The sequence below is a fragment of the Pseudomonas sp. NBRC 111131 genome (assembly GCF_001320525.1).
Lineage (GTDB): Bacteria > Pseudomonadota > Gammaproteobacteria > Pseudomonadales > Pseudomonadaceae > Aquipseudomonas > Aquipseudomonas ceruminis.
On the sequence record NZ_BCBH01000013.1, the window covers coordinates 36,408 to 56,877 of the forward strand.

Below are 20,470 nucleotides of genomic sequence, written 5' to 3' on the forward strand. Positions count from 1 at the left end.
CGCGGTGAAAATTACCTGCTAGATTTTCATGAAAATAATCACAATAAATTTCATGAGGCCCGGCATGTTCAAGCAATCCGCCCAGCACGTCGCCAGTTACTACGCCCAGACCTACCCGGTCAGTATTCCCCTGCGCCCGACCCTGAAAGGCCGGCACGACACCGATGTACTCATCATCGGCGCCGGTTTCAGCGGCTTGCACACTGCCCTGCGCCTGGCCGTGGCCGGCAAGCGCGTGACCCTGCTGGAAGCCAGCCGGGTAGCCTGGGCCGCCTCTGGGCGTAATGGCGGCCAGGCGCTGCTGGGCTGGTCGTGCGACATGCCGCCGCTCGAAAAGGCGTTGGGCGTGGAACGCACCCGCCGCCTCTGGGACAGCATGTGCTGGGCCGCCGACGAGATGCGTGAGCTGCCGCTGCGCCACGGCTTCGATATCGATTATCGGGTGGGCAGCCTTTGGACGGCAGTACTGGCACGCCGGGTGAAAATGCTCGAGCAAGCCCTGTACGACGCCGAGCACAAATGGGGCTATGACGCCCTACGACTGATCGGCCGCGACGAGTTGGGGCAATGGGTCGACAGCCCGCGCTACCAGGCCGCGTTGTATGACGCCAGGGGCGCGCACCTGAACCCGCTGAAACTGGCCCAAGGGCTGGCCGCCACGATCGAGACCGCTGGCGGGCAGATCTTCGAGCAAAGCCAAGTCATCAATTACCAGCAGACCACGGATGGCTATGTTGCCCGTACTGACCATGGCGAGGTGCACTGTGACGTGCTGGTACTGGCGTGCAACGCCTACATCGACCAGCTCGACCGCACCCTGTCCCGCCGGTTGCTGCCGGTCGGTTCGTACCAGGTGACCACTGCGCCCCTGGAGGCGGACTTCGCCCGCTCGCTGCTGCCGCGCAACAGCTGTGTGATCGACAATCAGTTCGTGCCCGACTACTTCCGCCTCACCCCCGACCATCGCTTGCTGTTCGGCGGTGGCTGTACCTACCTGGGCGGTATCCCCAAGGACGTGGCCAGTACAACCCGTCCTCACCTCGAGCGCGTGTTCCCACAACTGGCCGGCGTGGCCATCGACTACGCCTGGGGTGGCCACATCGACTGCAGCATCCAGCGCACGCCCGATATCGGCCGCGAGGGCCAGCGCTACTGGCTGCAGGGGTTTTCTGGCCACGGTGTGCTGCCGACCTTGGCCGGGGCACGGGCAGTCAGCGATGCGATTCTTGGCGACGACGACCTACTGGCGTTATACCAGGGTATCGACAATGGCCGCTTCCTCGGCGGCGACCTGCTGGCCGCGCCACTGGAGGCGGCCGCCAAGGCCTGGTACAGGATGCGCGATCATGTCTGAAGATGCCCAGGGCCTGGCATTACTGATCCGCGACCTGCGCAAACACCGTGGGCTGACCCTTGGCGAGCTGGCCGTCAAGGTCAAGCGCTCGCTCGGGTTCCTGTCCCAGGTCGAGCGCGGCCTGTCGCAGCCCACCGTGGCCGACCTTACCGCCATCAGCGAAGCGCTGCATGTACCGACCACTTACTTCTACCAGCCCAGCCAACCGCGCCCGCTGGACTGGGTAACCCGGCCGGGCGAGCGCCGTACCCTCTACTACGCCGCAGGCATCAGCGACGTGCTGGTGTCGCCCACGCTCACCGGCAGCTTCGCCATGCTCGAAAGCCACCTGGCTCCCGGCGCCAGCAGTGGCGAGGGACACCTGAATGACAGCGCCGAACAGGGTGGTTTCGTGCTTGAAGGCGAGCTGACCCTGTGGCTCGAAGGCCATGAACAAGCGGTGACGCTAGGCCCCAACGACAGCTTTCAGCTACCGCCGCACCGCCAGTTCCGCTACGCCAACCTGACCGACCAGACGACCCGTGTCCTCTGGGTCTTCCGATGAGAGCACAGCATGACAACACTACCTACAGCCGCTGCCGACCTGCTCAGTGAAGTCCGCGCCTTCCGCACCCGCTACCCCGAAGTGCGCCACGTCGATCTGCTCAGCCTGGACATTCCCGGGCATTTCTACGGTAAACGCTACCCCATCGACATGCTGGAAAAGGTCGCCGCCGGCAGCCCGCTCAAGCTGCCGCAGAACTGCGCGTTGCTGGGGGTGCAAGGCGGACTGTTCCCGATAAGCGATTACTGCTTCAACGATGGCGACCCGGATGCGCTGCGGCGCCTGATTCCTGGCACCCTCAAACCGGTCAATTGGGAGCGCCAACCGCTGGGCCAGATGCTGATCAGTTCCGATGGCACCGCTGCGCCTATTGAGTTCGAGCCACGTGAGGTACTCGCCCGTGTATTGCAACGCCTGGAGCGCCGTGGCATTCGCCCGGTAGTAGCATTCGAACTGGAATTCTACCTGTTCGCCCGGGCACTCAAGGAAGGCCTGCCACAGTTCCCCCACGACCCGAGCAGCGATGACCCGGACGACCAGCCGAACCTGCATATAGAACGCTTGTCGCGGTTCAGCGACGTGCTCCACGACATGGTAGAAACCGCCAATACCCAAGGGGTCGATGCCAATGTCATCACCGCCGAGCTGGGCCCGGGCCAGTTCGAAATCAACTTCGGCCACTGCGACGACGGCCTGCGCGCCGCCGACTGGGCCGCCCTGTTCTGCCGTAGCACGCGGGGCGTGGCACGCAAGCACGGGCTACGTGCCTCATTCATGAGCAAGCCGTACCTGCAAGCGCCGGGCAGCGGCATGCATGTGCACGTCAGCCTTTACGACCAGGCCGGCAACAACCTGCTGGCAGCCGACCAGCAACGCCCCTTGCGCCATGCCGTGGCCGGCTGCCTGGCCTTGCTGCCGCACTGCATGCCGATTTTTGCCGCCAACCACAACGCGTTTCGCCGCTACGGTGCCATGGTCAATGCTGCAAGCCGCGCCAGCTGGGGTTTCGAAGACCGTGATGCGTGCATTCGCATTCCCGACTCGGATGCCGGCAACCTGCGTATCGAACACCGCCTGGCGGGGGCGGATGCTAACCCGTACCTGGTACTGGCAGCGATTTTGTGTGGGATGGAGCACGGGCTGCAGGCTGGACAGGAGCCGATTGCCCCACTGAACGAAGACCGCGCCAGCGGCGTGGACTTTCCCAAGGACATGCTTGCAGCAGTCACGGCCATGCGTGCGCACCCGGCAGTGAACGAAGGGCTGGGGGATGAATTCGTGATGGTGTATTGCGAGAACAAGCGGCAGGACCATCTCGCGTTCATGCAGGAAGTCAGTGCCAGGGAGTACCGGTGGTTCCTGTAGACCTTCCGGTGAGCCTTCCAGCCCTTTCGCAGGCGTGCCCTGCGACAGGGCTGCACTGACAAGACAAAAATCTCTCCTATTCTCAATAGCTCACTCGGCAATCCCCTGTACAGAGGAGACACGACCATGAGCTACGTATCTACCAAAGATGGCGTTCAGATCTTCTACAAGGACTGGGGCCCGCGCGACGCGCAGGTCATTCACTTCCACCACGGCTGGCCCCTGAGCGCCGACGACTGGGACGCGCAGCTGTTGTTCTTCCTCGCCCACGGCTTTCGCGTGGTGGCCCATGACCGTCGTGGTCACGGACGCTCCAGCCAAGTGTGGGACGGGCACGACATGGACCACTATGCCGATGACGCGGCGGCCGTGGTCGAACACCTGGGTATCCAGGGTGCAGTGCACGTCGGCCACTCCACGGGCGGCGGCGAAGTGGTGCGCTACATGGCCCGCTACCCTGACGATAAGGTAGCCAAGGCGGTGTTGATCGCTGCTGTACCACCGCTGATGGTAAAGACACCGGACAACCCCGGCGGGTTACCCAAATCGGTGTTTGACGATTTCCAGGTGCAGGTGGCGAGTAACCGCGCGCAGTTTTACCGAGATGTACCCAGCGGGCCGTTCTACGGTTACAACCGGCCAGGCGCCAAGCCTGCCGAAGGGGTCATTGCCAACTGGTGGCGGCAAGGCATGATTGGCAGTGCCAAGGCTCACTACGACGGAATCGTGGCTTTTTCGCAAACCGACTTTACCCAGGACCTCAAAAATATCCGCCAGCCGGTGCTGGTGATGCATGGCGATGATGACCAGATCGTGCCTTATGAAAACGCCGGGCCGCTGTCGGCGAAACTACTGCCCAATGGCACGTTGAAGACGTACAAAGGCTTCCCCCATGGCATGCCGACCACCCATGCCGACGTGATAAATGCCGATTTGCTCGCCTTCATTCGAAGCTGAGGCCGCTGCAGGTAGCTGGTTGTCTGCGCGGGCGTGCCGCGCAGACAACCAGTAGCCATTCGGTGCGCTGACCAACGTCAACCAAGCAGTTGCCACAGCACTTCAATGCCGGGCAGCCCCGGTGCCCAGTCGGGGCTATAGGCGACATGAGCCTGCACGCATTGCCATAGGCTGCCTTGATGAGTGACGATGTCACCGATCTCGTAGCGCTGGTTGACCTGCCACTGCACCTGCCCATTGCTGCCTTCGGTCCGTGCGCTCAACGTGGCACTTGGCGTGGATACCTGCCCCACTTGATCACATGCAACGACGACATATGTATACAGCGCACCAGGCTTGAGCCCGGAATCCTGGAAGGTCAAGTGCTCACCGGGCACACGCCCGACCACCCGCCCATCGCGATAGATCGAATATTCCTTGATCGATGTTGCTGCTACGCAAGCCTCCCAGGTCAAATCCAGGCGCTGCCCGGTATTGGCCAGTATGCGCAGCTTCTTCGGGGTGCTGGGGACACCGCCTAACCCAAGCGTATGCCCAAGTACAATCTCACTCCAGGGAGAAGCGACATTGTTCACCCCGCGAGTGCGAATGCGAAATGCATAGGCGGTGTCTGGTTTCATCCCGGCCCAGGTACGGCGGCGTTCAGTGAACGCGATTTCGAGCTGGGCAATGGAACGATTGAATGGGCTGGTCGCAAACCTATCCTCACTGCGCTCGATTTCCCAACGCTTGATCGGAATATCGCTGGCGGGCTGCTTGTAGTAGAACTTGCCGACCGTATCGGACAGTGCTTCAAGTTTGAAATCAAACGGTGTCGCGGGGCTTCTCTGTGTCGCTTGGGGATCACTGACTGGGCTTTCCAAATAATCTTGCATGGTGATTTTTCTTCCGGGTGAGGGTGGCAAGAAGTTGCCACCGCCGCCCAGTTGTATCCGCCACTGATGCCTGGAGTGAACTCCCAGAACTGCCAGAAGTAGTGCGTTTCCCTGGCAGGCGGATTACCATGCAGCCCTCGCCTTGCGGCGGTTTTGCCGCGTTCATCCTACTGCCTGGCAAACGCCGATGCCCTTCGAACTCACCGTAGAACCGCTCACCCTACTGATCCTTGCCGTGGTCGCTTTCGTTGCCGGTTTCATCGACGCGATTGCCGGCGGCGGCGGCCTGCTCACCACCCCGGCGCTGCTCACTGCCGGCATGCCGCCACATCTGGTGCTGGGCACCAATAAGCTCAGCTCGACCTTCGGCTCAGCCACTGCCGGCTTCACGTACTACAAGCGCAAGCTGTTCCACCCGGCGCAGTGGCGCCCGGCCTTGTTCGCCACCCTGCTCGGGGCGTCGATCGGCGCGATCATCGCCCACTACATGCCCGCCGAATGGCTGAACAAGATGCTGCCCGTGATCGTCTTCGCGTGCGGCATCTACCTGTTGTTCGGTGGCACGCCCAAGGCGCCGCTGGACGCCGATGCGCCCATCAAGAAGAAATGGCAGCTCCCACAGGGCTTCACCCTGGGCTTCTATGATGGCGTGGCCGGCCCCGGCACCGGTGCGTTCTGGACCGTGAGTACGTTGCTGCTCTACCCCATCGACCTGGTCCGCGCCAGCGGCGTGGCGCGCAGCATGAACTTCGTCAGCAACATCGCCGCGCTGACGGTGTTCGTCATTTCCGGGCAGGTGGACTACGTCGTCGGCCTGTGCATGGGCCTGTCGGTGATGGTCGGTGCATTCTTTGGCGCCCGCACGGCGATCAGCGGTGGCAGCAAGTTCATCCGCCCCGTATTCATCACCGTGGTGCTGGCGCTGACCGTGCGCTTAGCGTGGCAGCACTGGTTCGGGCAGGCCTGAGCGGCGCGCCACGTACAGGTCGATCAGGTACCGGGCGATGGAGCGCCCGGCCGGCAGCGGCGGCAGGTCATGCACGTTGAACCACTGGGCGTCCTCTATCTCGTCCGGCTGCATGACGATGTCGCCACCGGCATACTCGGCGTGGAAGCCCAGCATCATCGAGTGCGGGAACGGCCAGCACTGGCTGCCGACGTACTGGATGTTCCGCACCTCGACCGCGACCTCTTCCCGCACCTCGCGCACCAGGCAGTCCTCGGCCGACTCACCCGGTTCGGCAAAGCCCGCCAGGGTGCTGTAGACACCGGGGACGAAACGCGGCGAACGCGCCAGCAGAATTTCGTCGTCGCGGGTCACCAGCACGATCATGCTCGGCGAAATACGCGGGTAGCTGCGCAGGTCACAGGGCTGGCAGTACATCGCACGCTCCCAGCGGATCTGTGTCATCGCCTGGCCGCAACTGCCGCAGAAGCGGTGCTCGCGGGCCCAGGTACCGATCTGCGCGGCATAGCCGAGCACTTTGTAGGTATCGAAATCGCCTTCGAGCATGAACGCCCGCAGACCGCGCCAACTGCAGCCTGGCAACTCGGCCGTGCTGCGCAGCTCCAGCAAGAATACCGGCTCGCCGTCGAAGTGACCGATGCCATGTTCGCTCAGTACATCCAGGTCCTGGCGCTTGAGCCAGTCGCGGGGGAACAACGCACCGTTGGCGTCCACCAGGAACCCGTCCGGGCTACGGGCGACCGCCCAGCCCCCGGTGATCTGCGGGTCGAGTACTGCGGTAGTCCAGCGTGCTGACATGTCGGGGTTCCTTTGCTGCGTCCCCCGGCCCGGTCAGTCGGCGAACGTCGGTTTCTGTTTGCTCATGTGCGCCGCCACGGCCACGCGCAGGTCTTCGGACTGCAGCATCGCAGCGTTCCAGGTGGCGATGTAGTCCAGGCCATCGTCGATACGATGGTCGCGCATGTAGCTGAGCATCTCCTTGGTGCCCGCCACGGCGATCGGTGATTTTGCGGCAATCTCGCGGGCAATGGCAAAGACTCCGTCGAGCAATCCAGCCTGATCATCATAGACCCGGTTCACCAAGCCAATGCGCAGTGCCTCATCGGCGTCGACGTTACGCCCGGTGAAGGCCAGCTCCCGCATGATGCCGTCGCCGATGATACGTGGCAAACGTTGCAGGGTTCCGACATCGGCAGCCATGCCCATGTCGATTTCCTTGATCGAAAACTGCGCATCGCGGCTGCAATAGCGCATGTCGCAGGCCGAGACCAGGTCGATGGCGCCGCCGATGCAGTAGCCCTGAATGGCCGCCAGCACTGGCTTGCGGCAGTTGTCCACGGCATTGAACGAAGCCTGCAGGCGCAGGATGGTGCGGCGCAGCAAGCGCGCGTTACGGCCCACGTCCTTGCCCATCTGGCCCGCAAGCGAGGCCAGCATCATCAGGTCGATGCCCGACGAGAAGTGCTTGCCCGCACCACTGATGACCACGGCACGCACCGCGTCGGTGTCATCGATCCACTGGAAGATGGCGACGATTTCCTCCCAGAACGCGGCGTTCATCGCGTTGATCTTTTCCGGGCGATTGATCTGTACGTGGGCAATGTTGTCGGTCAGTTCGACCTTGAATGCGCTGTACTCGGTCACGGGCTGCACTCCTGTGGGGGGAAAGGTTCACAACCCAGGATGGTAACCCAGGCCGGTTGCCGCGCTTGTGCCAAAAGCGGGACGGCTGGCCACCGCTGTCGAAATCGCCTGATGCGGTTCGACTAAGCGTAAGGCCTGCAGACCCACAGGCCATCGCCCAGGAGCCCACCATGCGCACACTCATCGTTGCCGCCTTCATCAGCCTCGACGGCGTCATGCAGGCCCCCGGCGGCCCACAGGAAGACACCCGCGGCGCCTTCGCCTACGGCGGCTGGATCGTGCCCTACGCCGAAGCCGTCTTCGGCCAGGCCATGCAAGCGCTGTTCAGCCAGCCGTTCGAGCTGCTATTGGGCCGGCGCACCTATGACATCTTCGCCAGCTACTGGCCGAAGGTGAAAGACAACACCGAAGATTTCTCCATCGCCAACCTGTTCAACAGCGTACCCAAACACGTCGCCACCCACTCGCCCGACACCCTTGTCTGGTCCAACAGCCACGCCCTGGGCAGCGACGTGACCGGCGCCGTGCGTGCCCTTAAGCAACAGGATGGCGCTGCGCTGCTGACCCAGGGCAGTGCTGAGCTGGTGCAGCAACTGCTGGCGGCCGACCTGGTGGATGAACTGCACCTGCTGATCCACCCGTTGCTGCTTGGCCACGGCAGGCGCCTGTTCGGCAGCGACGCCGCCGCAGCGGCTTTCACCTTGCAACACTCGCAGGTGTCGCCCAAGGGCGTGATCATCGCCCGTTACCTTCGCGCAGGGAAGGTGCAGACCGGATCGTTCGAACTGCCCGCTGACGAGGGCTGATTCAATACAACTTTTACAGCGTGCGCGCATCGAACACAGGTAAGCCCTCATCCGCTTTCAGGAGGTTTGCCATGGCGTTGCGTACAGCCCTGATCGTTTCCTGCATGACGCTGGCCATCGCTGGCTGCGCCGGGTCAGACGACGAACACCGCTCGCCACCCACCACCCAACAGGTCGATCTGCAACGCTACCAGGGCACCTGGTACGAGCTAGCGCGCCTGCCGATGTTCTTCCAGCGCAACTGCGTGCAGTCCGAGGCGCACTATGGTTTGCGCGAAGACGGCCGCATCGATGTGACCAACCGTTGCAAGGAAAAGGACGGCCAGTGGAATGAAGCCAAGGGCGTCGCCCAAGCCCAGCAGCCCGGCAGGACCGATAAGCTCTGGGTACAGTTCGACAACTGGTTCAGCCGCCTGGCGCCGGGGCTGACCAAGGGCGAATACTGGGTGCTTTACCACGACAAGGACTACCGCGTGGCGCTGGTCGGTCACCCGAATCGGGAATACCTGTGGCTGCTGTCGCGCACACCGGCAATCACCGACCAGACGCGTGAGCAACTGCTGGCGGTTGCCCAGAAACAGGGCTACGACACCAGTAAGTTGATCTGGCGCCAGGATGACCTCGCCAAGCCCTGACAACCGGGCTACTGTGTAAGCCCGCAACTTCTGGAGCCCGGCTTTGGACCTGCAGTTTCTGGGCACCTCGGCCGGGGTGCCAACCAAGGGGCGCAACGTCAGCGCCACCGCCGTCATCGAAGCCAATGGCAGCCACTGGTACCTGGTGGACTGTGGCGAAGGCACCCAGCACCAGTTGCTGCACACCTCGCTGTCGGTGCGCGACCTGCGCGCGATCTTCATCACCCATGTGCACGGCGACCATTGCTTCGGCCTGCCGGGACTACTGGCCAGTGCCGGTATGAGCGGACGCACCCATGCGCTGGACCTGATCGTGCCCGCCGCGCTGCATGACTGGGTACGCCTGAGCCTGGCAGCCAGTGACACCTTTCTGCCTTTCGAGCTGCGCCTGTTCGCCGTCGAGGTTTTCGAGGGGTGGTCCAGCGACACGGTCAAGGTCGAACGTGTCGTGCTGTCACACCGAGTGCCGAGCGTCGGTTTCATCTTCACCGAGCGCAATCCCGAACCACGCCTGGACGTGCAGCGCCTCGACGCCGAGCGCATCCCGCGCGGGCCACTGTGGGGCGCCCTGGCCAAGGGCGCAGTGGTAGAACATGCCGGGCACGTACTGCGCGGCCAGGATTACTTGCGCGCCTCACGACCGGCGCGGCGGGTGATCGTCTGCGGCGACAATGACACCCCTGAACTGCTGGCCGAGGTGGCCAGGGATGTGGATGTACTGGTGCACGAAGCGACCTTCACCCAGGCAATCATCGAGCGCACCGGCGCCACGTTCGGCCATAGCAGCGCGGCGACGGTGGCGCGCTTTGCCGAAACCGCCGGCGTGCGCAACCTGGTGCTGACCCACTTCAGCGCCCGCTACCAATCCGACCCGCGGCGCAGCCCGAATATCGAGGACGTGCGAGTTGAAGCGCAGGCCCACTACAGCGGTCACCTCACCCTGGCTCAGGACCTGCAGCGCTATCACATCGGGCGCGATGGGCGTCTGTCCGCCTCGTAATCACGTTCAAACAGAGGGGCGCCTGGGCCTGCAGCACCGGCCCCTTCACGGGGCCGGTGCTGGCACTAAGCGGCTAACCGCCCGCTGGCAATCGCCTCCGACGCCGCCAGCATCGCCCGCAGCAACACGGCGCAGCCTGCCGCCAAGTCCTGCGGCGTGGCGTTCTCGATCTCGTTGTGGCTGATGCCGTTCTCGCACGGTACGAAGATCATCCCCGCCGGCCCTAGTTCGGCCAGGAAGATTGCGTCATGCCCTGCCCCACTGACGATGTCCATGTGCGGCAAACCAAGCGCCTGGGCAGATTCGCGTACGGCATCGACGCAACCCCGATCGAAGTACAGCGCCGGGAAGTCGGCTGTGGGGATCAGTTCATGGCTCAGGCCGTGTTTGGCACAGGTGGCGTCGATGACCGCCCGCACATCCGCGATCATCGTATCCAGCCGCTCGCTTTCAAGGTGACGGAAGTCCAAGGTCATGCGCACCTCACCCGGGATCACGTTACGTGAACCGGGATAGGCCTGCAGGCAACCGACCGTGCCGCAGGCATGTGGCTGATGGCCAAGCGCTGCACGATTGACCGCCTCGACCACGGCGGCGGCGCCCACCAAGGCATCCTTGCGCAGGTGCATCGGCGTAGGGCCGGCATGGGCTTCGACACCGCGCAGGGTCAGGTCGAACCACTTCTGCCCCAGGGCACCGAGCACCACGCCGATGGTCTTGGCCTGGTCTTCGAGGATCGGGCCCTGCTCGATGTGTGCTTCGAAGTAGGCCCCGACCCGGTGGCCAAGCACTGCCCGCTGGCCGGCATAGCCGATAGCGTTCAACGCCTCGCCCACCGTTATCCCCTGGGCATCGCGCTTGGCCAGGGTCTGCTCGAGGGTGAACTTGCCGGCAAAGACCCCAGACCCCATCATGCAGGGCGCAAATCGCGAGCCCTCCTCGTTGGTCCACACCACCACCTCCAACGGTGCCTCGGTCTCGATGCCCAGGTCATTGAGGGTGCGGATCACCTCCAGCCCAGCCATCACCCCGAAGCAACCGTCGAACTTGCCGCCGGTGGGTTGGGTGTCGATGTGGCTGCCGGTCATCACCGGAGGCAGCTTGGGGTTGCGCCCGGGGCGGCGGGCAAAGATATTGCCGACCGCGTCGACGCTGACGCTGCACCCGGCCGCCTCGCACCAATCAACGAACAGGTCGCGGGCCTGGCGGTCGAGGTCGGTCAGCGCCAGGCGGCAGACACCGCCCTTGGGTGTGGCCCCGAGGCGGGCGAGGTCCATCAGCGATTGCCACAGGCGGTCACTGTTCACGTGGCGTTCAGTCGATTGCAGGGCGTGTTGGGCTGGGGTCATGGGTAAGGTCTCCTCAGGCGTTTTTGTTGTCTGCACTTATCACCGGCTGCACTGGCCCACGCACGGCCAAACCGCCCAGGGCGTAGTACAGCGCCCCGCCAAGCAGCGATCCGGTGAACCAGCCATAGTCGTAGAACCAGCTGAAACTGCTGTTGCCGATGGCCATCACGGTCAGCGCCACCGGCAACGCAAAGGCGGCAAACCCTGCCCAGTTCCAGGCTGGGTAAACGTCATCACGGTACAAGCCGGCCAAGTCCAGCTTCTGCCGTCGGATCAGGAAGTAATCCACCACCATGATCCCGGCAATCGGCCCAAGCAGGCTGGAATAGCCCAGCAACCAGTTGGAATAGACACTCTCAAGGCTCAGATCGGAAACGATCCAGCCAAGCTTCTTCAGCAACTCATGGCCCATCAGCACCAGGCCGATGAAGCCGGTCAGCCATACTGCACGGCTACGCCCGATCAAGCGTGGCGCGATGTTCTGAAAATCGTTGGTCGGTGAGACGATGTTGGCGGCGGTGTTGGTCGACAACGTGGCGACCACGATCAACGCCATGGCCAGCGCCACCCAGCCGGGGCTGTGAATCTTGCCGATCAGGCTCACCGGGTCGGACACCGTTTCGCCCACCAGCGACGCCGACGCGGCCGTCATCACCACCCCCAGGGCGGCGAACAGGAACATGGTCAGTGGCAGGCCGAAGATCTGCCCCAGAATCTGGTCTTTCTGGCTTTTGGCGTAACGGCTGAAGTCGGGTATGTTCAGTGACAGCGTGGCCCAGAACCCGACCATCGCCGTCAGCCCGGCGCAGAAATAACTGACCACGCTGGCCCCTTCCGGGCGCTTGGGCGGCTGCGCCAGCAGCTCGGTCATGGACATGTGCGGCAGCGCCCAGAACAGCAGGCCGAACCCCACCGCCACCAGCAACGGGGCCGACAGGGTCTCCAACCACTTGATCGACTCGGCGCCACGCAGCACCACCCACAGGTTGATGGCCCAGAAGATCATGAAGCCGATCACCTCGCCGGTACCGCCCAGGGCTTTCCAACCGTCGAAGATGGAGCCCAGGAACAGGTGGATGGCCAACCCGCCGAACATCGTCTGGATGCCGAACCAACCACAGGCGACCACCGCACGGATCAGGCACGGCACATTGGAGCCGAGGATGCCGAACGAGGACCGCAGCAACACCGGAAAGGGAATACCGTACTTGGTGCCGGGAAAGGCATTGAGGGTCAATGGGATCAACACGATGAGATTGGCCAGCAGAATCGCCAGCAATGCCTCGCCCACGCTCAGGCCAAAGTAGGCCGTGAGCACGCCGCCAAGGGTGTAGGTGGGCACGCAGATGGACATGCCCACCCACAGCGCAGTGATGTGCCATTTGTTCCAGGTGCGCTGGTGCACCTTGGTCGGCGCGATATCGTGGTTGTAGCGCGGGCTGTCGAGGACGTCACTGCCTGCGGACAGCTCGAACAGGCCAGCCTGCTCGATCACTTGCGATCTGTTCTGTTGCATGGGGCCTTCTCCAGATTTTTCTAATTGTTTGCTCATCGGGCTAACGCGATGGCCGGAGTACACACACCACCAGTACTGCTCCTCCGGTCCGGCCTGGCGGTTGTGGCCGTACTCAAATTGCGTGCCGGGCGAGCCTGAGGCTGCCCGGCCGGCCGCCGCCGACCGGAGGTAATCAACTGATCTGCAAGGCATTTTTCTGCTACAGGCGAAGGCACGGTTATCCCCTCGACTGGCGCGCTCACCGCCATGGGCCGGCCCTGGCCCCTGCATCAGGTTTCAATCTGGTGCAGCCTGATTTTTCAGCGGCGCGGCTGCGCCTCGAAGCCAGGTTTCAAGCGGCTGATTTTGCATGGAAAATCTTGACCAATTTGGCTTCTTGTCAAGTGCGTCAAAATGGTGAAGCACCTCACCATTTTGGTGATTTCATAAATTATTACTTTAATATCAATGACTTATTACGGTTATAAGCTCATAAAAAAATTTCTTGAACAATCCACAATCAGCATCTAGATTCCATTCTTGTCAGGTCTGACAGGATTAAAGCCCCGCCTCCAGCCACTGGCACATAACAATTTCAAGAACCGGCACAGACCGGTCAGCCTGCGAGGAAGACGGCATGTCCCTGTTGATCCGTGGCGCCACCGTGGTCACCCACGAAGAGCGTTATCCCGCTGATGTCCTGTGTGTCGATGGCCAGATCCGCGCCATCGGCAAAGACCTTGTCCCCCCTACCGACTGCGAGACCCTCGACGGCAGCGGCCAGTACCTGATGCCCGGGGGCATCGACCCGCACACCCACATGCAGTTGCCATTCATGGGCACCGTGGCCAGCGAGGACTTTTTCAGCGGCACCGCCGCGGGGCTGGCCGGCGGCACCACCTCGATCATTGACTTCGTCATCCCCAACCCGCAGCAGTCGCTGCTGGAGGCCTTCCACACCTGGCGCGGCTGGGCGCAAAAAAGTGCATCCGACTATGGTTTCCATGTCGCCATCACCTGGTGGAGTGAGCAGGTAGCCGAAGAAATGGGCGAGTTGGTGACCCAGCACGGGGTCAACAGCTTCAAGCACTTCATGGCTTACAAGAACGCCATCATGGCGGCCGACGACACCCTGGTCGCCAGCTTCGAGCGCTGCCTGCAACTGGGCGCAGTACCTACCGTGCACGCCGAAAACGGCGAACTGGTGTACCACCTGCAACGGAAACTGCTGGCCCAGGGGCTGACCGGCCCGGAGGCACACCCGCTGTCGCGCCCGTCGCAAGTCGAAGGCGAGGCAGCCAGCCGGGCCATTCGTATTGCCGAAACCATTGGTACACCGCTGTACGTGGTACACATTTCCAGCCGCGAAGCGCTGGATGAAATCACCTACGCCCGGGCCAAAGGCCAACCGGTGTACGGCGAAGTACTGCCCGGCCACCTGTTGCTCGACGACAGCGTCTACCGCAACCCCGACTGGGCCACCGCCGCCGGCTACGTGATGAGCCCGCCGTTCCGCCCGCGTGAGCACCAAGAGGCCCTGTGGCGTGGGCTGCAATCGGGCAACCTGCACACCACCGCCACCGACCACTGCTGCTTCTGCGCCGAACAGAAAGCCATAGGCCGCAACGACTTCAGCCGCATCCCCAACGGCACGGCCGGCATCGAGGATCGCATGGCCGTGTTGTGGGACGCCGGTGTGAACAGCGGGCGCCTGTCCATGCATGAGTTCGTCGCACTGACCTCCACCAACACCGCGAAGATCTTCAACCTGTTCCCACGCAAGGGCGCCATCCGCATCGGCGCCGATGCCGACCTGGTGCTGTGGGACCCGCAGGGCACACGTACCATTTCTGCCCAAACCCACCACCAGCGGGTGGATTTCAATATCTTCGAAGGCCGCACCGTACGCGGCATCCCCAGCCACACCATCAGCCAGGGCCGCGTGGTCTGGGCCGATGGCGACGTGCGCGCCGAGCCTGGCGCGGGTCGTTACGTGGAGCGCCCGGCCTACCCCTCGGTGTATGAGGTACTGGGCCGACGCGCCGAGCAGCAGCGCCCGACCCCCGTTCAGCGCTGAGCCACCCCGCACTGCCGAACCGGCCCTCAGAGGCCGGACGGCGCCGTATTGCCGTTGACTGCCACATCCAAAAAGAAAAGAGAGGCTACAACCGTGATCGATGCCCTGAACCATTTGCCGCGCCCCCGGGCCGGCGCCGACCAACTGGCCGAGCAATTCAGTGACCTCGCGCCACCCCTCACCGCGCGCCAGGCCGCCGTGGAAAGCGCCCGCTGCCTGTACTGTTACGACGCCCCCTGCGTGAACGCCTGCCCGAGCGAGATCGACATCCCGTCGTTCATTCACCGCATCAGCGACGAAAACCTGCAAGGAGCCGCCGAGCGCATTCTCTCGGCCAACATTCTGGGCGGCAGTTGCGCCCGCGTATGCCCCACCGAGATCCTTTGCCAACAAGCCTGCGTGCGCAACAACGCCCAGGAATGCGCGCCCGTGCTGATCGGCCAGCTGCAGCGTTACGCCCTGGACAATGCCTGGTTCAGCGAGCACCCGTTCAAGCGCTCGCCCGCCACCGGCAAGCGCATTGCCGTGGTCGGTGCCGGTCCGGCCGGGCTGTCCTGCGCCCACCGCCTGGCCATGCATGGGCATGAGGTGGTGGTGTTCGAGGCCTGTGACAAGGCCGGGGGCCTGAATGAATACGGCATCGCACGCTACAAGCTGGTGGACGACTATGCCCAGCGCGAAGTCGAGTTTCTGCTCGGTATCGGCGGCATCGAAATCCGCCATGGCCAACGCCTGGGCAGCAACCTGAGCCTGGCCGAGCTGCGCGACCAGTACGCGGCGGTGTTCCTTGGCCTTGGCCTGAATGCCGTGCGTCAGTTGGGCCTGCCAGAGGAGCACGCGCCAGGCCTGCTGGCTGCCACCGACTACATCCGCGAACTGCGCCAGGCGGACGACCTCACGCAATTGCCGCTGGCCGGCCGCTGCCTGGTCATCGGTGCCGGCAACACTGCCATCGACATGGCGGTGCAGATGAGCCGCCTCGGCGCCCACGATGTCAACCTGGTGTACCGCCGCGGCCCTGCCGACATGGGCGCCACCGGTCATGAGCAAGACATCGCCAAAGCCAACCAGGTGCGCCTGCACACCTGGGCCCGCCCCGACGCCGTGCTGCTGGACGACAACGGCCAGGTTCGCGGCATGCGCTTCGCTCGCACGGCGCTGGTCGAAGGCCGCCTGGGCGATACTGGCGAAACCTTCGAGCTGGCCGCCGATGCGATCTTCAAGGCCATCGGCCAACGCTTCGACGAGCAAGCCCTGAGCGACCCGCTGGCCGCGCAACTGGTCCGCGACGGTGAACGCATTCGCGTCGATGAACACATGCGCACCAGCCTGCCGGGTGTTTATGCCGGCGGCGACTGTACTGCCCTGGGCCAGGACCTTACCGTCCAGGCCGTGCAACACGGCAAGCTGGCAGCCGAAGCCATCCATGCCCAACTCATGCTCAACGTGGAGGCTGCATAAATGGCCGACTTGTCTATCGTGTTCGCCGGCATCAAGGCACCCAACCCTTTCTGGCTGGCTTCCGCGCCACCCACCGACAAGGCCTACAACGTGGTTCGCGCGTTCGAGGCCGGCTGGGGTGGCGTGGTCTGGAAAACCCTGGGCGAAGACCCGGCAGCGGTCAACGTATCGTCGCGCTACTCGGCGCACTACGGCGCCAACCGCCTGGTGCAGGGCATCAACAATATCGAGTTGATCACCGACCGTTCACTGGAGATCAACCTGCGCGAAATCACCCAGGTAAAAAAGGACTGGCCCGACCGTGCGCTGATCGTGTCGTTGATGGTGCCGTGCGTCGAGCAATCGTGGAAATTCATCCTGCCGCTGGTGGAGGCCACCGGTGCCGACGGCATCGAACTGAACTTCGGCTGCCCACATGGCATGCCCGAGCGCGGCATGGGCGCAGCGGTTGGCCAGGTACCCGAGTATGTGGAGATGGTCACCCGCTGGTGCAAGCAGCACTGCTCGTTACCGGTCATCGTCAAGCTCACGCCCAATATCACCGACATCCGTCAGTCGGCACGCGCGGCGCATCGCGGCGGGGCGGATGCCGTGTCGCTGATCAACACGATCAACTCGATTACCAGTGTCGACCTGGACCGCATGGTCGCCCACCCGATCGTCGGTGATCAGAGCACACACGGGGGTTATTGTGGCTCGGCGGTAAAACCCATCGCGCTGAACATGGTGGCCGAGATTGCCCGCGATCCGGAAACGCACGGGCTGCCGATCTGCGGCATCGGGGGGATCGGCACGTGGCGGGATGCCGCCGAATTCATCGCCCTGGGCAGCGGTGCCGTGCAGGTATGTACAGCGGCGATGCTGCATGGTTTTCGCATTGTCGAAGACATGAAGGACGGGCTGGCGCGCTGGATGGACCAGCACGGGCACCGCAACCTGGAGGCATTCCGTGGCCAGGCGGTGGGCCACACCACCGACTGGAAGTACCTGGACATCAACTACAAATCGGTGGCGCATATCGACCAGGCGGCCTGCATCGGCTGTGGGCGCTGCCACATCGCCTGCGAGGACACCTCGCACCAGGCCATTGCCAGCACCCTGAAGGCTGACGGGACCCATGCCTACACGGTGATCGAGGACGAATGCGTGGGCTGCAACCTGTGCCAGATCACCTGCCCGGTGGAAAATTGCATCGAGATGGTGGCGCAGGAGACGGGCAAACCGTACCTGAACTGGACGCAGGACCCGCGTAACCCCTACCGCGAAGCCAGTTGAGATTGCGCGGGGCGCTTTGTTATCCGCCTCGATGCGCTGCACAGGACAGGTACACCATGGCGGGGACATGTTTGATGTGGGAGCGGGCTTGCCGGCGTTTGCCAGCCATCAAGGCTCCAGCCCTATCCCACGCAGGATCACGCATGTCACCGTCTGGACCGCCCGCTCGAACGCCCCGTCCGACAGCGGCTCACCACCATTGAGCAGTGCCACCTGGTAACCAAAGTCGGCATAGTGCTGGGTCGACGCCCAGATCATGTACAGCAGCGCCGAAGGCTCCACCGCCAGGATCCGCCCCTCCTCCACCCAGCGGCGGATCTTGTCTTCCTTCAATTTGGCCCACGGCACCAGGCTGTCATCGAGGTTCACCCCCAGTAGCGGGGCGCCGTGCAGCATCTCTTCAGCCCAGATCTTCGAGCCCAGCGGCCGCGAACGCGAATGGCCCATCTTGGCGCGGATGTAGCTGGTGAGCACCACGCGCGGGTCGTCGAAGTTCTCGAAACACAGCGCATCCTGCTTCCACACATCCAGCAGGTCCTGCAACACCGCGCGAAACAGCTCATCCTTGGTGCTGAAGTAGTAATGCAGGTTGGAGCGCGGCAGCTCGGCCTGTTCGGCGATATCGCCCATGGAGGTGGCGCCGTACCCCTTCTCGGCGAACACCTTTTCTGCGGCGACGAGAATTTTTTCGACGTTGCGTCGGCGAATTTCGATCTTGTGGTTGGCCATGCCGTTCCTAATACCACGCGCCCCTTGTAGACGCTGGCTTGCCTATGATGGGCCGCCTCAACGGCCCTGATCTGTTCGCCTTGAAATAGCATAAGTGGCGCCCGGCATCACGCCCTCTTTGCACTCAGCCACACGTCGCCCGGTCCCGTACCGGGCAATGTGCCCGGTACAGGTTCAACGCTGTATTGATGATGCCGACATGGCTGAATGCCTGGGGGAAGTTGCCGAGCATGCGCCGGCCGGCCGGGTCATACTGCTCGGCCAGCAGGCCCACGTCATTGCACAGACCGGTCAGTTTCTCGTAAAGCGCCTGGGCTTCGTCCTGACGCCCCAGCAGCACATACACGTCGGCCAACCAGAACGAACACACCAGGAACGTGCCCTCTCCGGGTGTCAGCCCGTCACTGCAGGTGTCGGTGTCGTAGCGCAGCAGCAAGCCGTTCTTCAACAGACGCTGCTCGATCTGCTCGAGGGTGCGCAGGAATCGCTCATCCTCGACCGGCAGGAAACCGGTCAGGGCGATCTGCAGCAGGCTGGCATCCATCTCGTTGGCGCCATAGGCCTGGACGAAATACTGGCCGCTGGCGTCAAGGCCGTGTTCGCACACTTCGCGGCGGATTTCATCCGCCACCTTGCGGTAGTGCTGGCCCCGCTCACGGCCTTCTTCGGTGGTGTCTGCCAGCCCTGCCGAGCGGTCAAAGGCCACCCAGGCCATGACTTTCGAGTGCACGAAGTGCTGCTGGCCACCGCGTACCTCCCAGATGCCTTCGTCCGGCTCGCGCCAGATGCGCTCCAGGTACGGCAGGATCAGGCGCGAGATCGCAGCGCTGCGCGGGTGTCGGGGCAGCCCGCCCTTGATGGCCTGGCTCATGGCGTCGGCCAGTTCGCCGTAGATGTCCAGCTGCCGCTGCTGTGCAGCGGCATTGCCCACGCGCACGGGTTGGGAGTGCTCGTACCCGGGCAGCCACGGCAAGGTGTATTCCTGCAGGTCGCGCTCACCGGCCAGGCCGTACATGATCTGCATCTGCTCAGGGTTGCCGGCCACCGACCGCAGCAACCACTCGCGCCAGGCCTGCGCCTCCTCGAAGTACCCCAGGTTCATGAACGCCAGCAAGGTCATGGTGGCATCGCGCAACCAGCAGAAGCGGTAATCCCAGTTGCGCTCGTGGCCGATGCTTTCGGGCAACGACGTGGTCACCGCAGCGACCATGCCCCCGGTGGGCGCGTAGGTCATGGCCTTGAGGGTGATCAGGGAACGGCGCACCTGGGCGCTGTAAGGCCCCACCTCCGGGCAGCGCGCAGCAAAGGCCTGCCACTGGCTGATGGTGTGCTCCAAGGCCTGTTCCACATCGCAGTCAGGCTGCACCGGCAGGTGCGAAGGCTGATGGCGCAGGTTGAACACATGGCGTTCACCGGCCCCGACCCGAAAGCGGGCCACCGTGTGATGATCGCGGGCATGCGAGGGTACGGTGCTGCTCATGACCAGGCAGTCGGGGCCAGCAACGGCGCTGAGCGTCAGAGGGTCGAGCTTTTCCACCCAGGGCACGCTGCGGCCGTAGTCGAAGCGCAGCACCAGGTCCATTTCGAAGTTGGTCTGGCCAGCAACACCCTCGACGATGCGCACCACCGAGTTGATGTCCCCCTGCACGGGCATGAAGTCCAGCACACGGGCACGGCCGCTGGCGGTGACCCAAGTGGTTTCCAGTACCAGGGTGTCATCAAGGTAGGCGCGCTGGGTGTGCTCGACCGGGTCGCTGGGGGCCAGCCGCCATCGACCGTTCTCTTCGTTGCCCAGCAGCGCGGCGAACACCGCTGGGGCGTCGAAACGCGGCAGGCACAGCCAGTCGATGGAGCCATCACGGCTGACCAGGGCGGCGCTGCGGCAGTTGCCGAGCAAGGCGTAGTCTTCGATAGGGGCGGGCATGCAGTCTCCTGGG

At 63.5% G+C, this 20,470-nt stretch carries 18 protein-coding genes; 11 read left to right on the top strand and 7 right to left on the bottom strand.

The annotated features are described in order from the left end of the window. Window positions 1-64: 64 nt before the first annotated feature. The 4 genes from APH34_RS14115 to APH34_RS14130 all read left to right on the top strand — a co-directional run bounded on the left by APH34_RS14115 (window position 65) and on the right by APH34_RS14130 (window position 4,220). A complete protein-coding gene (locus APH34_RS14115) occupies window positions 65-1,354 on the top strand; it encodes an FAD-binding oxidoreductase (RefSeq protein WP_054901648.1) in 1,290 nt (429 codons plus the stop codon). Further along, on the top strand, window positions 1,347-1,898 hold the full coding sequence (locus tag APH34_RS14120) for a helix-turn-helix domain-containing protein (RefSeq protein ID WP_054901649.1): 552 nt from the start codon (window positions 1,347-1,349) through the stop codon (window positions 1,896-1,898). The genes APH34_RS14115 and APH34_RS14120 overlap by 8 nt, the downstream gene beginning before the upstream one ends. A gap of 9 nt (window positions 1,899-1,907) precedes the next feature. Then, complete coding sequence (locus APH34_RS14125; protein ID WP_054901650.1) at window positions 1,908-3,263, top strand: glutamine synthetase family protein; 1,356 nt, start codon at window positions 1,908-1,910, stop codon at window positions 3,261-3,263. Window positions 3,264-3,389: 126 nt separating this feature from the next. Continuing rightward, a complete protein-coding gene (locus APH34_RS14130; RefSeq protein ID WP_054901651.1) occupies window positions 3,390-4,220 on the top strand; it encodes an alpha/beta fold hydrolase in 831 nt (276 codons plus the stop codon). A 77-nt stretch (window positions 4,221-4,297) separates the two neighbouring features. Here the strand turns inward: APH34_RS14130 and APH34_RS14135 are convergent, their stop codons facing one another. Then, window positions 4,298-5,095: a fibronectin type III domain-containing protein gene (locus tag APH34_RS14135; protein ID WP_054901652.1), complete on the bottom strand. Its 798-nt coding sequence runs from the start codon at window positions 5,093-5,095 to the stop codon at window positions 4,298-4,300. Window positions 5,096-5,282: 187 nt separating this feature from the next. Here APH34_RS14135 and APH34_RS14140 point away from each other — a divergent pair, with 187 nt between their 5' ends. Beyond that, window positions 5,283-6,062, top strand: coding sequence for a TSUP family transporter (locus tag APH34_RS14140; protein WP_054901653.1), 780 nt, complete (start codon window positions 5,283-5,285; stop codon window positions 6,060-6,062). Here APH34_RS14140 and nudC read toward each other — a convergent pair. Together nudC and APH34_RS14150 are read right to left on the bottom strand one after the other, a co-directional pair. Then, entirely contained in the window at window positions 6,030-6,860 is an 831-nt protein-coding gene (gene nudC / locus APH34_RS14145; RefSeq protein WP_054901654.1) for an NAD(+) diphosphatase, read from the bottom strand. The two genes, APH34_RS14140 and nudC, sit on opposite strands and share 33 nt — an antisense overlap. A 33-nt stretch (window positions 6,861-6,893) precedes the next feature. Further along, window positions 6,894-7,706: a crotonase/enoyl-CoA hydratase family protein gene (locus tag APH34_RS14150; protein WP_054901655.1), complete on the bottom strand. Its 813-nt coding sequence runs from the start codon at window positions 7,704-7,706 to the stop codon at window positions 6,894-6,896. 170 nt (window positions 7,707-7,876) lie between these two features. Between APH34_RS14150 and APH34_RS14155 the strand changes: the two genes are divergently transcribed. From APH34_RS14155 to APH34_RS14165, 3 genes are all read left to right on the top strand, one after another. Next, window positions 7,877-8,512 carry a dihydrofolate reductase family protein gene (locus APH34_RS14155; RefSeq protein WP_054901656.1) on the top strand — a complete coding sequence of 212 codons (636 nt, stop codon included), beginning with the start codon at window positions 7,877-7,879 and terminating at the stop codon, window positions 8,510-8,512. A 71-nt stretch (window positions 8,513-8,583) separates the two neighbouring features. Then, complete coding sequence (locus APH34_RS14160; RefSeq protein WP_054901657.1) at window positions 8,584-9,147, top strand: lipocalin family protein; 564 nt, start codon at window positions 8,584-8,586, stop codon at window positions 9,145-9,147. A 43-nt stretch (window positions 9,148-9,190) separates the two neighbouring features. Continuing rightward, window positions 9,191-10,147, top strand: coding sequence for a ribonuclease Z (locus APH34_RS14165; RefSeq protein WP_054901658.1), 957 nt, complete (start codon window positions 9,191-9,193; stop codon window positions 10,145-10,147). A 65-nt stretch (window positions 10,148-10,212) separates the two neighbouring features. Here APH34_RS14165 and APH34_RS14170 read toward each other — a convergent pair whose 3' ends face one another. Beyond that, window positions 10,213-11,496, bottom strand: coding sequence for a Zn-dependent hydrolase (locus APH34_RS14170; RefSeq protein ID WP_054901659.1), 1,284 nt, complete (start codon window positions 11,494-11,496; stop codon window positions 10,213-10,215). A gap of 13 nt (window positions 11,497-11,509) precedes the next feature. Next, window positions 11,510-13,012 (bottom strand): NCS1 family nucleobase:cation symporter-1, encoded by a 1,503-nt coding sequence (locus APH34_RS14175; protein ID WP_054901660.1) that lies wholly within the window; start codon window positions 13,010-13,012, stop codon window positions 11,510-11,512. A 616-nt stretch (window positions 13,013-13,628) separates the two neighbouring features. Here APH34_RS14175 and hydA point away from each other — a divergent pair. The 3 genes from hydA (at window position 13,629) to preA (ending at window position 17,804) form a co-directional block, all read left to right on the top strand. Further along, window positions 13,629-15,068, top strand: coding sequence for a dihydropyrimidinase (gene hydA, locus APH34_RS14180; protein WP_054901661.1), 1,440 nt, complete (start codon window positions 13,629-13,631; stop codon window positions 15,066-15,068). 93 nt (window positions 15,069-15,161) lie between these two features. Then, window positions 15,162-16,529: an NAD(P)-dependent oxidoreductase gene (locus APH34_RS14185; protein WP_054901662.1), complete on the top strand. Its 1,368-nt coding sequence runs from the start codon at window positions 15,162-15,164 to the stop codon at window positions 16,527-16,529. Then, window positions 16,530-17,804: an NAD-dependent dihydropyrimidine dehydrogenase subunit PreA gene (gene preA, locus APH34_RS14190; protein ID WP_054901663.1), complete on the top strand. Its 1,275-nt coding sequence runs from the start codon at window positions 16,530-16,532 to the stop codon at window positions 17,802-17,804. 108 nt (window positions 17,805-17,912) lie between these two features. Here the strand turns inward: preA and APH34_RS14195 are convergent, their stop codons facing one another. Both APH34_RS14195 and APH34_RS14200 read right to left on the bottom strand, forming a co-directional pair. Beyond that, on the bottom strand, window positions 17,913-18,533 hold the full coding sequence (locus APH34_RS14195) for a TetR/AcrR family transcriptional regulator (protein WP_054901664.1): 621 nt from the start codon (window positions 18,531-18,533) through the stop codon (window positions 17,913-17,915). Between the two features lie 124 nt (window positions 18,534-18,657). Further along, complete coding sequence (locus APH34_RS14200) at window positions 18,658-20,457, bottom strand: glycoside hydrolase family 15 protein (RefSeq protein WP_054901665.1); 1,800 nt, start codon at window positions 20,455-20,457, stop codon at window positions 18,658-18,660. Window positions 20,458-20,470 lie beyond the last annotated feature (13 nt).